This window comes from Aeromonas sp. s10, assembly GCF_040907975.1.
GTDB classification, from domain to species: Bacteria; Pseudomonadota; Gammaproteobacteria; order Enterobacterales; family Aeromonadaceae; genus Aeromonas; species Aeromonas caviae.
Genome location: NZ_JBFOCV010000038.1, coordinates 121946 through 140329 on the forward strand (window position 1 = coordinate 121946; position 18384 = coordinate 140329).

At 63.2% G+C, this 18384-nt stretch carries 14 protein-coding genes; 7 read left to right on the forward strand and 7 right to left on the reverse strand.

Annotated elements, in window-relative coordinates:
* Positions 1 to 12 precede the first annotated feature (12 nt).
* Positions 13 to 981 (reverse strand): WD40 repeat domain-containing protein, encoded by a 969-nt coding sequence (locus tag AB5Y59_RS13675; protein WP_010673250.1) that lies wholly within the window; start codon positions 979 to 981, stop codon positions 13 to 15.
* A 119-nt stretch (positions 982 to 1100) separates the two neighbouring features.
* Here AB5Y59_RS13675 and fkpA point away from each other — a divergent pair, with 119 nt between their 5' ends.
* Both fkpA and AB5Y59_RS13685 read left to right on the forward strand, forming a co-directional pair.
* Positions 1101 to 1910: an FKBP-type peptidyl-prolyl cis-trans isomerase gene (gene fkpA, locus AB5Y59_RS13680; protein ID WP_029313875.1), complete on the forward strand. Its 810-nt coding sequence runs from the start codon at positions 1101 to 1103 to the stop codon at positions 1908 to 1910.
* A 148-nt stretch (positions 1911 to 2058) separates the two neighbouring features.
* Positions 2059 to 3462 (forward strand): sigma-54 dependent transcriptional regulator, encoded by a 1404-nt coding sequence (locus AB5Y59_RS13685; RefSeq protein WP_042881314.1) that lies wholly within the window; start codon positions 2059 to 2061, stop codon positions 3460 to 3462.
* 69 nt (positions 3463 to 3531) lie between these two features.
* On the opposite strand, the gene AB5Y59_RS13690 is transcribed toward AB5Y59_RS13685, so the two are convergent.
* The 3 genes from AB5Y59_RS13690 to AB5Y59_RS13700 form a co-directional block, all read right to left on the reverse strand.
* Positions 3532 to 4398: a tetratricopeptide repeat protein gene (locus tag AB5Y59_RS13690; RefSeq protein ID WP_069784537.1), complete on the reverse strand. Its 867-nt coding sequence runs from the start codon at positions 4396 to 4398 to the stop codon at positions 3532 to 3534.
* Between the two features lie 97 nt (positions 4399 to 4495).
* Positions 4496 to 4831 carry a hypothetical protein gene (locus AB5Y59_RS13695; protein ID WP_010673254.1) on the reverse strand — a complete coding sequence of 112 codons (336 nt, stop codon included), beginning with the start codon at positions 4829 to 4831 and terminating at the stop codon, positions 4496 to 4498.
* A gap of 116 nt (positions 4832 to 4947) precedes the next feature.
* Positions 4948 to 5286, reverse strand: a complete 339-nt coding sequence (locus tag AB5Y59_RS13700; protein ID WP_010673255.1) for a DUF2956 domain-containing protein — start codon at positions 5284 to 5286, stop codon at positions 4948 to 4950.
* 248 nt (positions 5287 to 5534) lie between these two features.
* Between AB5Y59_RS13700 and ushA the strand changes: the two genes are divergently transcribed.
* On the forward strand, positions 5535 to 7205 hold the full coding sequence (gene ushA, locus AB5Y59_RS13705; RefSeq protein ID WP_368212146.1) for a bifunctional UDP-sugar hydrolase/5'-nucleotidase UshA: 1671 nt from the start codon (positions 5535 to 5537) through the stop codon (positions 7203 to 7205).
* A gap of 193 nt (positions 7206 to 7398) precedes the next feature.
* Here ushA and AB5Y59_RS13710 read toward each other — a convergent pair whose 3' ends face one another.
* Positions 7399 to 8253 (reverse strand): Tim44 domain-containing protein, encoded by an 855-nt coding sequence (locus AB5Y59_RS13710; protein WP_010673257.1) that lies wholly within the window; start codon positions 8251 to 8253, stop codon positions 7399 to 7401.
* 420 nt (positions 8254 to 8673) lie between these two features.
* On the opposite strand from AB5Y59_RS13710, the gene dnaB reads away from it, so the two are divergent.
* Both dnaB and alr read left to right on the forward strand, forming a co-directional pair.
* Positions 8674 to 10068, forward strand: a complete 1395-nt coding sequence (gene dnaB / locus AB5Y59_RS13715) for a replicative DNA helicase (protein WP_039040054.1) — start codon at positions 8674 to 8676, stop codon at positions 10066 to 10068.
* Between the two features lie 138 nt (positions 10069 to 10206).
* Positions 10207 to 11280 (forward strand): alanine racemase, encoded by a 1074-nt coding sequence (alr, locus tag AB5Y59_RS13720; protein ID WP_069651807.1) that lies wholly within the window; start codon positions 10207 to 10209, stop codon positions 11278 to 11280.
* A gap of 150 nt (positions 11281 to 11430) precedes the next feature.
* Here alr and putA read toward each other — a convergent pair whose 3' ends face one another.
* A complete protein-coding gene (gene putA, locus AB5Y59_RS13725; protein ID WP_368212148.1) occupies positions 11431 to 15378 on the reverse strand; it encodes a trifunctional transcriptional regulator/proline dehydrogenase/L-glutamate gamma-semialdehyde dehydrogenase in 3948 nt (1315 codons plus the stop codon).
* A 398-nt stretch (positions 15379 to 15776) separates the two neighbouring features.
* Here putA and AB5Y59_RS13730 point away from each other — a divergent pair, with 398 nt between their 5' ends.
* The gene (locus AB5Y59_RS13730; protein ID WP_045523711.1) at positions 15777 to 16214 is read left to right on the forward strand and encodes a VOC family protein; all 438 of its coding nucleotides are present in this window, start codon (positions 15777 to 15779) and stop codon (positions 16212 to 16214) included.
* A 203-nt stretch (positions 16215 to 16417) separates the two neighbouring features.
* On the opposite strand, the gene fumC is transcribed toward AB5Y59_RS13730, so the two are convergent.
* Positions 16418 to 17809 (reverse strand): class II fumarate hydratase, encoded by a 1392-nt coding sequence (gene fumC, locus AB5Y59_RS13735; protein ID WP_151027747.1) that lies wholly within the window; start codon positions 17807 to 17809, stop codon positions 16418 to 16420.
* Positions 17810 to 17931: 122 nt separating this feature from the next.
* On the opposite strand from fumC, the gene AB5Y59_RS13740 reads away from it, so the two are divergent.
* Positions 17932 to 18360, forward strand: coding sequence for a MarR family winged helix-turn-helix transcriptional regulator (locus AB5Y59_RS13740; RefSeq protein ID WP_045523708.1), 429 nt, complete (start codon positions 17932 to 17934; stop codon positions 18358 to 18360).
* The last annotated feature ends 24 nt before the right edge of the window (positions 18361 to 18384 follow it).

Sequence of the window (18384 nt, forward strand, 5' to 3'; positions counted from 1 at the left end):
GCCTTTTGGTCCTTACTTGATAGTCCAGATTTCAGCCAGGCCACTGGAGCTGGCACTGACGAGGTGGTCATTGTCGCGCAAAGCCACGCCATAGACCACAGCGCTCGGCGGTTTCACCTTGGGATGGGGCGAGACGCGCCAGCTCTGCAACGGCTGGCCGTCACTCACCTGCCACAGAGTGAGCTGGCGGGAGGGGGCGCCGGTGATGAGCCAGTTGCCGCCGTTGGCGAAGCGGGCGCTGGTGTAGACCTCGAAGCGGTGATCATATTGCAACCTGCTGTGCTCCTTGCCGCTTTTGAGATCCCAGATGCTGGCCTGGCGACTGTCTGCGGTGAAGGCGAAACGTCCGGACGGATCCAGTCTCGCCATCACGACTCGCCCGGCGTGGTTGAAGCGCCACACAACCTGGCCCGTGCGGGTGTCCCACAGATAGGCGCTGTAATCGTTGCCGCCGGTGAGGGCATAGCGACCATTGGGGGAGAGATCCACCGTGTTGACCTGTTCGGTGTGGCCGAGGAATTGCAGCCGGCGTCCGGTCTGGGTGTCGACCACTTCCGCCTTGCCGTCTTCACGGCCGATGAGCACCTGGCGGCCATCCGCCGAGATCGCCGCATCGCGCAGGCGGGATTCTGGCAGAGAGTAGTAGCCCTGGGAGCGGCCATCCTGCAAGCGCCAGATGGCGAAGGTGTGTTGGGTGGCGGTGATGGCATGGCTGTCATCGGGGGAGAAGCGGGTCAGGGTGACGAACTCTTCCTGGTCGTCGCTCTGGCGCCAGCGCCAGCGCTCCTTGCCCTGTTCCAGATCCCACACCACAGTGCCCTGACTCAGGCTGGAGACGAGCGCGAGCTTGCCGGAACTGGCGAGATCCGCGCTCAGCAGACCCTGGTTGGCGAGGCGGATCTGCTGGCTGGGAAGTGAGCGTTGTTCGCACCCCGTCAGCATCAGGCAAATACCGATGAGATAAATGGCACTTTTGATCATTTTTCCTGTCTCATGCTTTCGTTACCTGCGATCACGGCGTTAGTATAAGGCGCTTATCACGATAAACCTCTCATTTCACGAAGGAACCGAGAGCGGTATTTAGAGTTTTGGAGAAACTGATGAACAATTTTCTGAAGGTGTCCCTGTTGGCTGCGGCGGTTGCCGTCGGTCTGACTGCTTGCCAAAAAGATGAGAAACCTGCTGCGACCAACACCGCAGAGGTCAAGGCAGAAGCCAGCAAGCCGGCAGAGGCCCCCAAGGCTGAGGCCAAGAGCTTTGAAGAGCAATCCGGCTATGCGATCGGCCTCTCCATGGGTCGTTATATCGCCAATACCCTGGAGCGCCAGCAGGAGCTCGGCATCAAGCTGGACAACACCGTGATCCTGAAGGGTGTCACCGACGGTCTGGGCAAAGAAGCCAAGATGACCGACGAGGAGATCCAGAAGGTTCTGCAGGAATACGACGCCAAGATCAACGAGCTGACCAAGGCGAAGGCCGACAAGGATGCCGTGGAAAACCTGAAGAAGGGTGAAGAGTTCCTGGCTGCCAACGCCAAGAAAGAGGGCGTGAAGAGCACCGAGTCCGGCCTGCAATATCAGGTCGAGAAGATGGGTGACGGCGCCAAGCCGAAGGCCACCGACATCGTCAAGGTGCACTACACCGGTACCCTGACCGACGGCACCAAGTTTGACAGCTCCGTCGATCGCGGCGAGCCGGCTACCTTCCCGCTCAACCAGGTGATCCCGGGCTGGACCGAAGGGGTGCAACTGATGCCGGTCGGCTCCAAGTTCAAGTTCTTCCTGCCGTCCAAGCTGGCCTATGGCGAGCACGGTGCAGGTTCCATCCCGGCCAACGCCGTGCTGGTATTTGACGTAGAGCTGCTGGCCATCGAAAAACCGGCTGCCGATGGCGACAACGCCAAGAAATAAGCTCAAAGCACCATAAAAACGGCTCCCCAGGGAGCCGTTTTTGCTTGTGTATTGTCGCAATCCCCCGGATAAAGCGATGAGGCCGTCTTGAGTGTGTGGCGGCTAGCCCCCAGAATAGACAACAAAATCAAGCGCAAGGATGGATCTCGTGGCTGAAAGCAAACCCCGTGTCCTGTTGGTGGAAGATACCCGCAGTCTGGCGGTCGTCTATGAGCAGTATCTGGCCCAGGATGGCTACGAGGTGCAGCTGGCAGATTGTGGCCAGCAGGCTTTGGCACAATTGCTGGCAAGCCCGCCCCCCGTGGTGCTGCTCGACCTGGAGTTGCCCGACATGTCCGGCATGGACATCTTGCAGCAGATCACGGAGCGGCAACTGCCCTGTTCCGTGGTGGTGATCACCGCTCACGGCTCGGTGGATGTGGCGGTGGAGGCGATGCGGTTCGGGGCCTTCGATTTTCTCACCAAGCCGTTCGATGGCAAGCGCCTGTGCGCCACGGCGCGCAATGCCCTGAAGCACCAGCAACTCAGCTCGCTGGTGGCCCAGTATCGGGAAAACTTCGAGCGCAGCTCCTTTGCCGGTTTCATCGGCGCCTCCATGGCGATGCAGGCGGTCTATCGCATCATCGAGAGCGCGGCGCCGAGCAAGGCTACCGTCTTCATCACTGGCGAGAGCGGCACCGGCAAGGAGGTGTGCGCCGAGGCCATCCACCAGTGCAGCCCGCGTCGAGATCAGCCCTTCATCGCCCTCAACTGCGCTGCCATTCCCCATGACCTGATGGAGAGCGAGATCTTCGGCCACGTGAAGGGGTCGTTTACCGGTGCCCAGGGGGATCGCAAGGGGGCGGCCAGTCTGGCGGACGGCGGTACCCTCTTCCTCGACGAGATCTGCGAGATGGATCTCGACCTGCAGAGCAAGCTGCTGCGTTTCATCCAGACCGGCACCCTGCAGCGGGTCGGCAGCGGCAAGCTGGAGACGGTGGATGTGCGCTTTGTCTGCGCCACCAACCGGGATCCCCTGGTGGAGGTCAAGGCCGGACGGTTTCGTGAAGACCTTTACTACCGCCTGCACGTGATCCCGCTGGCGCTGCCCCCCCTGAGGGAGCGGGGAGAGGACATCCTGCTGCTGGCCCGGGAGTTGCTGCTGCGTTATGCCGGTGAGGAGAACAAGCGGTTCAGGGACTTTGATGCGGACGCAGTGCAGGTGCTGCTCGACTACCCCTGGCCCGGCAACGTGCGCGAGTTGCAAAACGTGGTGCGCAACATAGTGGTGCTCAACGATGGCGAGCTGGTGAGCCCGGATATCCTGCCACCTCCCCTCAACGGGGGGCGAACCCTGGCCCCGGAGCCTGCGGTCGGGATCGCGGATCCCCAGTCAGAATCCGTCGTCGTTCGCAGGCAGGTCCGTCCGCTCTGGCAGGTGGAGAAGGAGGCCATCGAGCAGGCCATCGCAAGCTGTGACGGCAACATCCCCAAGGCGGCGGCCCTGCTGGAAATAAGCCCTTCCACGATTTATCGCAAGAAGCAGAGCTGGGAAGAGGCGAGTCCGGCCTGAGCCGTCACCTCTGCTCCCGGGCAGACATGCTGATGTGCGGGGCGGCCAATTGGTCGCCCCGCACGCTTATCAGAGTTTGGCGAGCAGCTTGAGCCTGGCCAGTCGTTCTGCCTCGTTGGCGGTGAACCAGCCATCCTGTGACAGCAGAAACCAGGCGCGGGCAAAGTACTCGGTCGCCGCGGGATCATTGAGCACGAGTGCATTCTCCCCCAGCTCCTCGAACACATAGCCATCCTCGGGGGCGCCTGCGGCGGTCATGTCGTCGCGCAACTGCGCCAGTTCGGCCATGGCCTGTTCATGGCGATCCTGGGCCCGGCTCAGGCGCGCCAGACTCCAGCGGGCGATAAAGGCTTTGCCCTGGTTGTTGTGCTGCTCGTGCCAGGCCAGGCACTTTTGTTGACAGGCGATGGCCTCGTCGAGGCGACCCAGCTCGAACAGGGTCCAGCCCTGATTGTTGTAGAGGGTGGCGAGCCAGCCTCGCGCCCGTTTGTCGTGACTGCGCTCGGCCAGGGTCATCGCCAGCTGGTGCCAGTGGCTCTGCTCCTCCAGGGGGGCGGCGATGGCCACCATATGGGCCGCATCGATGGCCAGATAGTGCTCTTCGTACTGCTCTCCCAGTTGCCAGGCCTGTTCAAACAGGGCTCTGGCGCTGGCCTTGTCACCGGCGGAGTTGAAGGTGCGGCCACGCTCCAGCAAGGCGCGCAGGCGGGCCCGTGGAGTCGCCTCGGTGAGGCGGGGTTCTATCTCGTCAAGCAGCTGGTGCGCCTGTGCAAACTGGCGTTGCAGCGAATGGGTGCGGGCTATCTGGGTGAGGAGCTCCAGCTCCCATTGCAGGTTGGCGGCACGCGCCTCGGGCAGCAGTGCTTGAAAACGCTGGGCGCTGGCAACGGGATCCTGATAATCCCACAGTGCCATGAAATCGGGCGGATTGTTCATCTGGCCTCCATGCCGGTTATCCGCCCACCAAGATGCCTGAAGGCCATTCTTTGTACAAGAAGGGGGCTGGCGCCATCGTGACGCCAGCGCTTGCCGATCAGTAGACCATGGCAAGGCTCATCAGCATCAGACCCAGGGCAGCAAAGGCTCCCTCCTTGATAGCCAGGCGCGGTACCAGCGCCTTGGGCAGGGCAGGGAACAGGCTCAGGGCAAAGCCGAACCCCGGCATCAGCCAGTGGAAAGCAGGGCTTCTCAGGGCGGGATCCGCAGCGCCATTGATGACGATGAGCAGGATAAAGAGAGTGAAGGCGGGCAGGATAAACCAGCGGGCATGGCCGGCGGCGACCGCCCGCAGTGGCGAGATGCGATAGAGCACCAGGGTCACTAGGAAGAGGGCGAGGGGTGCCAGCAGGTAGAGCGGGGCCGGGTTCATGATGAGTGTCTCCTGACAAGGGGGGGCAGAGTGTAGGCAGTCCGGGTGGGGAATGACCAGTCCCCTGCGCCCGGGCTGTGAAGCGGATCGCAGGGCAAAGGTTTGCCTGGGCAGGATCAGCGGAACCAGAACCAGAGCACGGCAAATACCAGCCAGCTCAGCACCAGCAGGATCCAGGGCAGCGGGTGCTGGCGGGTGAGCTCGATGACCTCGGCTTCGCTCTCCTCTTCCGGCGTCTCTTGGGAAGAGTGCCTGGCTTTGGCTTGCAGTTTCTTCTGGCGGCTGGCCTCGCGGGCCTTCGCCTTCATCTGTTTCTTGTATTCGTCTATGCCCTTCTGGATCCCCTGGGCGATGAGCTGGGTTTGCTCCTTGGTCTGCCCCGGCTTCTGGTTGGCACGGGCGATCTTCATCGCCTCCTGCTGGGTTTCGGGGGAAATTTTGTCGTACTTGGCCATTCCAGGCACTCCTTGGCATTGATTGGCGGGCAGTATGCCATAACCGTTACCGGCGGGCTGCCATCATGGGGGAAATTGCTCTGCGAGTGGGGTGCCTCTGTTCCAAATAGGGGAAACAGGTTGCGTGGATGATCACATTTGGCGGAATTTGTGAGTCGCCGATGAAAAACCGTCACATGTTGTTTGTTATATTACCGCCCGATCCTGGATAGGGTCGTCCAATAACAAAATAACAAGGTGATATGGAAATGAATTATAAATTTGTCAAAGGAAGTATCGCACTGGCAGTGCTTGCCGCATTGAGCGGCTGCAATACCTCAAGCAACGACAGCGTCGCCCCCTGCACCGAAAATGTCTGCAAGCTGACCATTTTGCATACCAATGATACCCACGGTCGTTTCTGGCACAACGACAAGGGCGAATATGGCATGGCGGCCCAGAAGACCCTGGTCGAGCGGCTGCGTGCCGAGGCGAAAGCGGCGGGCAGCGAAGTGCTGGTGCTCTCCGGCGGTGACGTCAACACCGGGGTGCCGGAGTCGGATCTGCAGGATGCAGAGCCGGACTTCATGGCCATGAACAGCATCCGTTACGATGCCATGGCGGTGGGCAACCACGAGTTCGACAACCCCCTGACCATCCTCGAGAAACAGCGTCAGTGGGCCCAGTTCCCGATGATCTCCGCCAACATCTATGACAAGACGAGCGGCAAGCGCTACTTCGATCCCTACAAGGTGTTCAAGCTGGAGAGCGGCCTCAAGGTCGCCGTGCTGGGTCTGACCACAGAGGACACCGCCCAGCTGGTGGATCCCAACAACGTCCAGACCCTCGAGTTCCGCGATCCGACCACGGAAGCCGCCAATCTCGGCAAGCAAATCCGCGACAACAAAGAGGCGAACCTGGTTCTTGCCATCACCCACATGGGCCATTACGAGAATGGTCAGCACGGCAGCAACGCACCGGGTGACGTGGAGATGGCCCGTGCGCTGCCGGCAGGCACCCTGGACGCCATCATCGGTGGTCACTCCCAGAACCCGGTCTGCATGGAGCCGGGCACCCCGGACAAGTACGCCGACTTCAAGCCGGGCGACGACTGCCAGCCGGATCAGCAGAACGGCACCTGGATCATGCAGGCTCACGAGTGGGGCAAGTATGTGGGTCGTGCCCAGTTTGACTACCAGAATGGCAAGCTGACCCTGACCCAGTACGATCTGATCCCGGTCAACTTGAAGAATGCGGACGGTGATTTCATTCAGGAAGAGATCGTCAAGGATCCCGAGCTCTACAACACCCTGCTCACCTATCAGGAGAAGGGACAGCAGGAGCTGGGTGTGGTCATCGGTGCCACCGATGGCGTACTGGACGGTGAGCGCGCCAACGTGCGCAACAAGCAGACCAACCTGGGTCGTCTCATCACCACCGCGACCGCCGAGAAGTTGAGCACCGACTTTGGCATCGTCAACTCCGGCGGGGTGCGTGCCTCCATCGCGGCAGGGGACATCAGCTACCGTGACGTGCTGACCGTGCATCCGTTCGGCAACACCGTCAACAAGGCGACCATGAGCGGCCACGAGCTGCTGACCTACCTGGGTCAGGTCGCGACCAAGACCGCCAATACCGGTGGCTATGCCCAGTTCGGCGGCATCAAGATGACGGTGGATTGCCAAGCCAAGAGTGTGGACATCGCCACCATCGGCGGCAAGGCCTTCGATCCGGCAGCAACCTACAGCTTCTCCATCCCGAGCTTCAGCGCGGCCGGTGGTGACGGTTATCCGAAGATCGACACCATCAATGCCGGTCTGGTGGATGCCGGTGTGCTGAAGGATTATATCGCGGCGAAGAAGACCATTCAGGTCGCCGATTATCAGCCGGCCGGCGAGGTCAGCTATATCAACTCCACCTCGGTAGAGGGTTGCAAATAATCCCTGCACCCCGAGCCAATAAAAAAGAGAGGCAGTCATGGCTGCCTCTCTTTTTATTTTCAATGTCATCAGCAGTGTCTCTCGGGAAATATATCCGGCCACGGGAAGCTGCCCCGAAATAGGGCATGACACGATCTGATGGCAATAAAAAGGCGACCCTGAGGTCGCCTTGATGAAATGGGTCGGTTGAGCCTTAGAGCTGCTCGATGCCGACGATATGCCAGGGGGCATTGTCCTTGGCGAGATCACGCTCGAGGTGCCACACCTCCTTGATGTCCTCCTCGACCTGCTCCTGACGGTCCATGTAGCGGCCGCTGAAGCGCACGCTCACCTGGGCCCAGTCGCTGCCGTAGTCGGCACGGACCAGCTGGGTGTCCACGTACATCACCTCGGTGTGCTGCTCACCGGAGAGCTCGGCGCGTTCTGCCTTGAGGTGCTCGAACAGCTCGGGGCTCACGTACTCGCGGATCTTCTCCAGGTCGTTCTTGTTCCAGGCCTCTTGCAGGGTGCGGTAGTGATCGCGGGCACCGGCCAGGAAGCCGTTCATGTCAAAGCCCGGGGGCAGACGGAAGGGCACGTCGCTGTCGGCAAAACCGGTGGCCTGCGGGGCGCTGTGGCTTTGCTCGAACTGCTGGGGGGCCGCGCTCTGGGGCGGTTGATAGCCCGCATAGGCCGTCTGTGGCTGGGCCGCTGCCGCCTTGTTCCTGCGCAGGGCTCGGAACAGGAAGACACCACCCAGTGCCAGCAGAGCGATCAGCAGGAAGTCCATCCCTTGCAGACCTTCGAAGGCACCGCTGCCCAGCAGGTAGGCAAACAGACCGCCGGCCAGCAGACCACCCAGCAGGCCGCCCATCATGCCGCCTTTCTTGGGTGCCTGGGCGCCCACGGTCGGGTTCTTGGTGTCGACCGGCTTGGCCGCAGGTTGGGCCGGAGCCGTCTTGTAGCTCTTGCCAAAGGATTTGCCGCCACCAAGTTTCTTGGCCTCGGCGATGGGTGCCCCAAGGCCAATGGCCAGGATCAGGGCAAACAGGGTCAGCATCTTTTTCATTTTGACTCTTTCACTCTCATGTAGGTGGGGGCATGCTCTGCTTGTGCAAGCTCAGCGAGGCGCATGGCAGGCTGCCAGTCCCTTTTTGTGTTGCAGCTTGCGGGTATGATTATCACGGATGGCATGAATTATTCATGAACAGATTGAGTCGTCCGACAGGGGGGCACCCATGAGACACAGACGGCCGAGTCGCTCGGTGCGCAGGTTGCGCAACAAGCAAAGAGCAAGAACGAAGGATCAGACCCTGGTCTGGCCCTTTCTCGTACTATGAGGCAGGTCTGCGGCGCAGAAGTGGATGACGCTGACGAGGCCAGGGTCCCGTCTTGTCGCCGGATGCGATGACGGGACGTATTAGCACTCGCGATGGCGGGGTTTCTTTTGTAAAATTCCCGTCCCCTTCCCGCTGCGGTTTTTATGTGTATGGCAGAGCAAGTGACGGCGAAAAAAGACGCCAAGACACAACAGCTGAAAGTACCTCCCCACTCTTTTGAGGCCGAACAGTCCGTACTGGGCGGCCTGATGCTGGACAACGAGGCCTGGGATCGGGTCGCCGAACGGGTGATCGACAAGGATTTCTACAGCCGTCCGCACCGCCTGATCTTCCAGGCCATGACCCGCCTCTCCAATGCGGGCAACCCCATCGACCTTATCACTCTGCAGGAGGAGCTCGAGCGCTCCGAGCAACTGGAAGAGGCCGGTGGCTTCGCCTATCTGGTGGAGATCGCCAAGAACACCCCGAGTGCCGCCAACATCAGTGCCTACGCCGAGATCGTGCGTGAGCGGGCGGTGGTGCGGGAGATGATCTCGGTCGCCAACGAGATAGTCGAAGCGGGCTACGAGCCCCAGGGGCGTACCTCCAACGATCTGCTGGACCTGGCCGAGAGCAAGGTATTCCAGATCGCCGAGCAGCGCACCAGCGCCAACGAGGGCCCCCAGCCCCTGAAGCTCATCCTCGAGCAAACCGTCGACAAGATTGAAGAGCTGTTCAAGACCCCCCACAACGGGGTGACCGGCGTGTCGTCCGGCTACAACGATCTGGACAAGATGACCGCCGGCCTGCAGCGTTCGGATCTGGTCATCGTCGCCGCTCGTCCCTCCATGGGCAAGACCACCTTTGCCATGAACCTGTGCGAGCACGCGGCCCTCACCGCCGACAAGCCGGTGCTGATCTTCTCCCTCGAGATGCCCTCCGAGCAGATCATCATGCGTATGCTCGCCTCCGTGGGGCGCATCGACCAGACCAAGGTGCGGACCGGCCAGCTCGACGACGAGGATTGGGCGCGGCTCTCCTCCACCATGGGGCTGCTGCTGGAGAAGGGGAAGATGTACATCGACGACTCCTCCGGCCTCACCCCGACCGAAGTGCGCTCCCGTGCCCGCCGGGTGGCGCGGGACAACGGCGGCATCAGCATGATCATGGTGGACTACCTGCAGCTGATGCGGGTGCCGGCGCTGTCTGACAACCGTACTCTGGAAATCGGTGAAATCTCCCGCTCCCTCAAGGCGCTGGCGAAAGAGCTGCAGTGTCCCGTGGTGGCGCTCTCCCAGCTGAACCGAAGCCTGGAACAGCGGGCCGACAAGCGCCCGGTCAACTCGGATCTGCGGGAATCCGGCTCCATCGAGCAGGATGCGGACTTGATCATGTTCATCTACCGCGACGAGGTCTATCACGACGACAGCCCCGACAAGGGGATCGCCGAGATCATCATCGGCAAGCAGCGTAACGGCCCCATAGGACGAGTGCGCCTCACCTTCCAGGGTCAGTTCTCGCGCTTTGACAACTACGCCGGCCCGGCGTTTGATGATGACTACTAAGTAAGCCGGGAGCCTGCTCCCGGTATCCAGAAACAGTTTTCCCGGTTCGACAATTCTGCCGGTCCGGCCTTAGACGATGAGATTTGAGGGCTGACACCACCCGGTGCCTGATTATCATGCCCTCGTAAGGGAAAACAGATGAAAGCGGCTATCGCCCAGATCAATACCGCGGCCCTGCGCCACAACCTCGCCGTGGTGAAACGCCACGCCCCCCAATGCAAGATCATTGCCGTGGTCAAGGCCAATGCCTACGGCCATGGGCTGCTGCCGGTTGCCCGCACCCTGGTGGATGCGGACGCCTACGCGGTGGCCCGCATCGAAGAGGCGCTGATGCTGCGCTCCTGCGCCGTGGTCAAGCCCATCGTGCTGCTGGAGGGCTTCTTCAGCGCCGCCGACCTGCCGGTGCTGGCGGCCAACAACCTGCAGACCGCGGTGCACACCTGGGAGCAGCTCGAAGCGCTGGAGCAGGCGGAGCTGCCTGCCCCCGTGGTGGCCTGGCTCAAGCTCGACACCGGCATGCACCGCCTCGGGGTACGGGCCGAGGAGATGCCCGTCTTTATCGAGCGCCTCGGCAAGTGCAAGAACGTGGTGCAGCCGTTCAACGTCATGACCCACTTCAGCCGCTCCGATGAGCTGGAGCAACCCACCACCCGCGAGCAGATCGACTTGTTCAGCCAGCTGACTGCGCCGCTGTCGGGCGAGCGCGCCATGGCCAACTCGGCAGGCATCCTGGCGTGGCCGGATTCCCACTGCGACTGGGTGCGCCCCGGCGTCATCCTCTACGGCGTGTCGCCGTTCCCCAATACGGTGGCGGCGGATTATGACCTGCAGCCGGTGATGACCCTCAAGACCCAGCTCATCGCGGTGCGCGATCACAAGGCGGGCGAGCCGGTAGGCTATGGCGCCAACTGGGTGTCGGATCGCGATACCCGGCTCGGGGTGATTGCCATCGGCTATGGCGACGGTTATCCGCGCATGGCCCCCAACGGCACGCCAGTGCTGGTCAATGGCCGCATCGTGCCCCTGGTGGGCCGCGTCTCCATGGACATGACCACGGTGGATCTCGGCCCCGGCGCCACCGACAAGGCCGGCGACGAGGCGGTGCTCTGGGGGGAAGGGCTGCCGGTGGAGCGGGTGGCCGACCAGATCGGCACCATTCCCTATGAGCTCATCACCAAGCTCACCTCCCGCGTCTTTATGGAGTACGTGTAGGCGAGTCGCCCCTCATCCCCAACCCTTCTCCCGCGAGGGGAGAACAAAAAGGCCGCCCCGACAAGGGCGGCCTTTTTCATGGGCGTGTCCCATAGACGAAAGAACAAGCCCCGCATCTGCGGGGCTTGAGTCTCCGTCACTATGCGGCGCTTAGCCTATGGTCATCAGGCTGGCGTTGCCACCGGCGGCGGCGGTGTTGACCGAGAGGGCGTGCTCGATGAGCAGGCGCTCCAGCGGGATGTCGGTCTCGCCGCGATGCAGGCCGTGCACACCGATGATGGCGCCGTTACGGGCTGCCTGGCGCGCGGCGGCGAGCTTGCTCACCTCCCGCAACTGATCCGAGTCGCCGTGGTGCAGCAGGGCATCGAAGTCCGTCTCCCCCGTGGCCCAGTCCGCCACCAGCGCGATGGGATCCCGCGCCTCGGTCGGCAGGGAAGAGAGCAGGGCGCGTGTCTGGGCATCGTCCGGCAGCAGCACCTGGCTGCCGACCGCCAGACAGGCGGCCAGCTGGGCCAGCAGGTCGGCCTTCTCCTGGGCAAGACAGAGCACCCGTTCCCGGGGCAGCAGGCTGTAGCTGTTGCGCTCGCCGGTGGGGCCGGTCAGCAACTGGGTACGGCCGCTCTGGGAGATCGCGGCGTAGTGATCGCACAGGGCGGCGAGGGCCGGATCCTGCTTGCTCGCCCAGTCGCGCAGGGCCACGAGGGGGGCTTTCGCCTCGGCATGCAGGGCACCGGACTCCTGGTGCAGCTGGTTGGCCACCGCCTCCTGGGGACGGGCGCCGAGCAGGCGATACATGTAGAGCGGGCCACCGGCCTTGGGACCGGTGCCGGAAAGCCCTTCCCCACCGAAGGGTTGCACCCCGACCACGGCGCCCACGATGTTGCGGTTGACGTAGAGGTTGCCCACCTTGGCCACGTTCACCACCTGGGCGATGGTCTCGTCGATGCGGGTATGAACACCCAGGGTCAGGCCGTAGCCGCTGCCGTTGATCTGCTCGAGCAACTCCCCGAGCCGGGTGCGCGGGTAGCGGACCAGGTGCAGCACGGGGCCGAACACTTCGCGTCCCAGTTCGTCCAGGCTGTCGAGCTCGATCAGGGTCGGCAGCACGAAGGTGCCGCGGCTGCAGGCATCCCCCTGGGTGCGAGCGATCTGGTGCACCTTGCGCCCCTTGTCGCCCATCGCCTTGATGTGGCGCTCGATGTTGGTCTTGGCCTCGGCGTCGATGACGGGGCCGATGTCGGTGGAGAGGTGCTCGGGGCTGCCGACCTTGTACTCGGCCATGGCGCCCTTGAGCATCCGGATCACCCGATCCGCCACGTCATCCTGCACGCACAGCACTCGCAGGGCGGAGCAGCGCTGACCGGCGCTGTCGAACGCCGAGGAGATGACATCCATCACCACCTGTTCGGTCAAGGCGGAAGAGTCGACGATCATGGCGTTCTGGCCGCCGGTCTCGGCGATGAGGGGAATGGTGCGACCCTGGGCGTCGAGGCGACCGGCCAGGTTGCGGGAGATGATGCCCGCCACCTCGGTGGAGCCGGTGAACATGACGCCGCGCACCCGTTCGTCCGCGATGAGCGCCGCACCCACGGTCTCTCCACGGCCCGGCAGCAGTTGCACCGCACCGGCGGGAACCCCCGCTTCCAGCAGGATGCGCACCGCTTGTGCCGCGATGAGGGGGGTCTGCTCGGCAGGCTTGGCCAGCACCGTATTGCCGGCTGCCAGGGCCGCGCACACCTGGCCGCTGAAGATGGCCAGCGGGAAGTTCCAGGGGCTGATGCAGACCACGGGGCCGAGCGGTCTGTGGGTGTCGTTGGCGAAGTGGTTGCGCGCCTGGGCGGCGTAGTAGCGCAGGAAGTCCACCGCCTCGCGTACCTCGGCGATGGCGTTGGCGAAGGTCTTGCCGGATTCGCGAACCAGCAGGCCCATCAGGGGTTGCAGTTCGGATTCCATCAGATCGGCTGCCCTGTCCAGCACGGCGGCCCGCTCGGCTGGCGGGGTGGACTGCCAGATCTGGCCGCTCGTGAGGGAGCAGGCGAGCGCCTTGTCCACCAGCGCTACCGTGGCTTCGCTCACCTGACCGACGACATCGCGGTGATCCGCCGGGTTGAGCACGGGCTGGAACTGGGTCGGCGCCTCGGTGTCGCAACCCAGCATGGGCACGGCCTGATAGGCGGTGTTGGTGCTGGCGAGCAGGGCGGCAGAGAGTGATCCCAGGCGGTGCTCGTTCGCGAGATCCAGACCTGCGGAGTTCGGGCGCGCCTCGCCGTAGAGATCCCGGGGCAGGGGGATGCGCGGATGGGGCAAACCCAGGGTCCCTTCACGGGCGGCCATCTGCTCGATCTGCTGCACCGGATCCTGCACCAGATCCGAGAGGGAGATGTTGTTGTCCGCGATGCGGTTGACGAAGGAGGTGTTGGCCCCGTTCTCCAGCAGGCGGCGCACCAGGTAGGCGAGCAGGGTCTCGTGGCTGCCCACCGGGGCATAGATGCGGCAGGGGCGACCCAGCTTGCCGTCGGCCACCTTGCCGACCACCTGTTCGTAGAGCGGTTCACCCATGCCGTGCAGGCACTGGAACTCGTACTGGCCCGGGTAGTAGTTCTGACCCGCCAGCTGATAGATGGCAGACAGGGAGTGGGCGTTGTGGGTGGCGAACTGGGGATAGATGGCCTCGGGCACCGCCAGCAGCTTGCGGGCGCAGGCGAGGTAGGAGACGTCCGTGTAGGGCTTGCGGGTATAGACCGGGTAGCCTTCCAGCCCTTCCTGCTGGGCACGCTTGATCTCGCTGTCCCAGTAGGCGCCCTTCACCAGACGGATCATCAGGCGGTGACGGCTGCGCTTGGCGAGATCGATGACGTAGTCGATCACATAGGGGCAGCGCTTCTGGTAGGCCTGGATGACGAAGCCGATGCCGTTCCAGTCGGCGAGGGACGGATCGAAGCAGAGCTTCTCCAGCAGATCGAGGGAGATCTCCAGGCGATCGGCCTCCTCGGCGTCGATGTTGATGCCGATGTCATACTGCCTGGCGAGCTGGGTCAGGCCCAGCAAGGTGGGGTAGAGCTCCTCCATGACGCGATCGTACTGGGCGCGGCTGTAGCGCGGATGCAGGGCGGAGAGCTTGATGGAGATACCCGGCCCCTCGTAGATGCCGCGACCGTGGGAGGCCTTGCCGATGGCGTGGATGGCCTGCTCGTAGGAGGCCAGATAGCGTTTGGCGTCCTCCTCGGTCAGGGCCGCTTCCCCCAGCATGTCGTAGGAGTAGCGGAACCCTTTGCTCTCCATGCCGCCTGCGTTCGCCAGCGCCTCGGCGATGGTCTCGCCGGTGACGAACTGTTCACCCATCAGGCGCATCGCCATGTCGACGCCCTTGCGGATGAGCGGCTCACCCCCCTTGCCGATGAGTCCCTTGAGGGAGCTGTTCATGCCCGCCTCGTTGTGGGTGGCCACCAGCTTGCCGGTGATGAGCAGACCCCAGGAGGCCGCGTTGACGAACAATGAGGTGCTCTGGCCCAGGTGCTGGCTCCAGTTGCCACCGCTTATCTTGTCGCGGATGAGGGCATCCCGGGTCGCCTTGTCGGGGATGCGCAGCAGCGCCTCCGCCAGGCACATCAGGGCCACCCCTTCCTGGGAGGAGAGGGAGAACTCCTGAAGCAGTCCCTGCACCAGGCCCTGACGGCCGCTGGCGCTCTTCTGGTTGCGCAGCTTCTCGGCGATGCCCATGGCCAGCTTCTGGGTCGCGTCAGCCTTCTCCTTGGGCAGACGGGCCTGCTCCAGCAGCATGGGGACGGCTTCGGTCTCGGGGCGGCGATAAGCCCCCGTGATGGCGGCCCGCAGCACGGACTGGGGCAGAATGCTCTCGGCAAACTCGAGGAAGACCTGGATGCCCTGCTCGGTCAGGGTCTCGACGGCCTCTTCCCCGGCGGCGGCAGCCAGCCCGGAGTGCTCGGGCGGGGTCAGACCGCGATCCAGTTGCTCCAGATAGGTGAAGATGGCTTGCTTGATCAGCCAGTGGGGAGTGCGATCCAGGGTCTGCGCAGCCTGTTTGAGGCGGTCGCGGGTCGCTTCATCGAGTTTGACGCCGAGGGTGGTAGTGGCCATGGGACTTCCTGTGTCTAGAAGGTAACAATATTACCGGACGGTTAAATTTCGCCGATGATGGTGCAACCAGGTGCAACCTTCAAGCAAGAAATTTTAATGTATTGGTTACATTGTTGAATTCTTCCATGAATACGGTCTCCATCGGGATCCTTTCAAACCCGCCGCTTGTCCGCTTTTCACAGCATTATTAATGGGTTGGCAATGCATCTTATGAATGCCTATATGAAGTGCAACCCACTGTGAATCGGGTTGCACTTTTGCGTGTTCGACCGAGCCTGGGCTGTGAGCGCGGCTCCCCCGTGCGCAGAAGGGGGCGGAGCGCCACCTGACAGAGCCCCGTGCTCTTCTATGCTGTTAGCTGGCCACAGGGGCCAGCTATCGGTGACAAGGAGAAACCCATGGCGCGTGTCAGTACCTATCTCAATTTTGCCCGGGAGACGGAGGCTGCCTTCCTCTTCTATCGCGAAGTGTTCGGCGGTGACTTCAGCGGCCCCATCCACAGGTTCAAGGAGTCCCCGGGTTGCCCGGGCCAGCCCCCTTTGTCGGAGGAAGACGGGGAGCTGGTGATGCATGTGGCCCTGCCCATCCTTGGGGGTCACGTGCTGATGGGCACGGATGCTCCGGCCAGCATGGGGTTCACCCTGGTGCAGGGCAACAACAGCTACCTCAACCTGGAGCCGGACAGCCGGGGCGAGACCGATCGCCTGTTCGCAGTCCTGGCCGAGGGAGGCCAGGTGGAGATGCCGCTGGCGGAGATGTTCTGGGGTGACTATTTCGGATCCCTGGTGGACAAGTTCGGCACCCACTGGATGTTCAACTGCCAGAGCAAGACCTGACGGCAGATCTGCAATGAAAAGGGCGCCATGGCGCCCTTTTCATCTTTATTGCCCATCACTGTCCCTATTTGCTGCGCCTGCCACCTGCGCTGGTATGCCCGGGCATGGGATTGCCGTGCAGTGCGTTGAGCTGCTTTATGGCGTGCGACCCACTCTGCCGACGGGGATCACCCGGGCTCGGATTATCGCGCAGCTGAGCTGCCTTATGGCGTGCGACCCACCATGTCAGCGGGGATCACCCAGGCATCGAATTGCTCCGCGCTGAGGTGGCCCGAGGCAATGGCCGCCTCCCGCAGGCTGAGCCCCTGATGGTGCGCCCGCTTGGCGATCTCGGCCGCCTTGTCATAGCCGATATGGGGGTTGAGGGCCGTCACCAGCATCAGGGAGCGGGAGAGCAGATCGTCGATCCTGGCCTGGTTCGGGGTGATGCCGACGGCGCAGTGGTCGTGGAAGCTCTGCATGCCATCTGCCAGCAGCCGCACGCTCTGCAGGACGTTGTAGGCGATCATCGGCCTGAACACGTTGAGCTCGAAGTTGCCGCTGGCACCGCCGATGTTGATGGCCACATCGTTGCCCATCACCTGGGCGCAGAGCATGGTGAGGGCCTCGCTCTGGGTCGGGTTGACCTTGCCGGGCATGATGGAGGATCCAGGCTCGTTCTCGGGGATGAGCAGCTCCCCCAGCCCGCTGCGGGGGCCGCTCGCCAGCCAGCGCACGTCGTTGGCGATCTTCATGAGGGAGGCTGCCAGCGTCTTGAGGGCACCGTGGGCGTGAACCTGGGCGTCACTCGCCGCCAGGGCCTCGAACTTGTTGGGGGCGCTCACCAGCGGCAGGCCGGTCTGCTCGGCCAGGGTCCTGGCCACCGCCTCGGCAAAGCCGGGAGGGCAGTTGAGGCCGGTGCCCACGGCGGTGCCGCCGAGCGCCAGCTCGCACAGATGGGGCAGGGCGGCCTTTAGATGGCGCTCCCCCTGTTCAAGCTGTGCGACCCAGCCGGAGATCTCCTGGCCCAGGGTGAGGGGAGTGGCATCCTGCAAATGGGTGCGGCCAATCTTGACGATGTGGTCGAAGGCGGCGGCCTTGCCTGACAGGGTCTGCTTCAGGGCAGCGAGGGCCGGCAGCAACCGCTGCGTGATGGCGGTGACCGCCGCCAGGTTCATGGCGCTCGGGAAGACATCGTTGCTGGACTGGCTCTTGTTTACCTCGTCGTTGGGATGCACCAGCCGCGCTTCCCCCCGGGGGCCGCCGAGCAGTTCGCTGGCCCGGTTTGCCAGCACCTCGTTCAGGTTCATGTTGGTCTGGGTGCCGGAGCCGGTCTGCCACACCATCAGGGGAAACTCGGCGTCGTGCAGGCCGCGCAGGATTTCGTCGGCGGCGGCCATGATGGCCTGGGCCTTGCGGGCGGGGAGCAGCCCCAGGGCGTGGTTGACCCGGGCGCAGGCGGACTTGATGCGGGCCAGGGCATGGATGATCTCCATGGGCTGGCGCTCCCCCGAGATGTTGAAGTGATGCAGGGAGCGCTGGGTCTGGGCCCCCCAGAGCCTGTCCGCCGGGACGGCTATCTCCCCCAGGCTGTCCCGCTCCATCCTGATATCCATGACGTGTCTCCTGCCGTTGAGGTGGTGGCACCCAGCATGAACCCAAACGGCGGCCGGGGCCAGCTTGCACATGGATACGCTTTGCATATAATAAGTAAAGCTTACTATATGGATTGCATATCATGAACAAACAACCGGACACCCTTGGCTTTCTCATCGGCGACGTCCAGCGCCTGATGCGCCGCCAGTTCCAGCAGCAGCTGGAGGGAAGCTGCCTCACCCTGGCCCAGGCCAGAGCTCTGGTGCACATTGCACGCAGCGAAGGGATCCGCCAGGTGGATCTGGCGGAGCGGCTCGACATCCAGCCCATCACCCTGGCCCGTCAGCTTGATCAGTTGGCGGAGAGCGGCCTGGTGGAGCGGCGCAGCGACCCCCATGACAGGCGGGCCTATCAGCTCCATCTGACCGAAGGGGCCGCCCCCTATCTGGCGATGATCAAACAGGCGTCCGATCTGGTGCATCAGAGGGCCATCGGCGAGCTGGGGGAGGAGGCGACCGAGGCGCTGTGCCGCTCCCTCAAGATCCTGCGTGCCAACCTCGGCCACCTCTGATGCTTTCCTGTGATGCCAACCAAC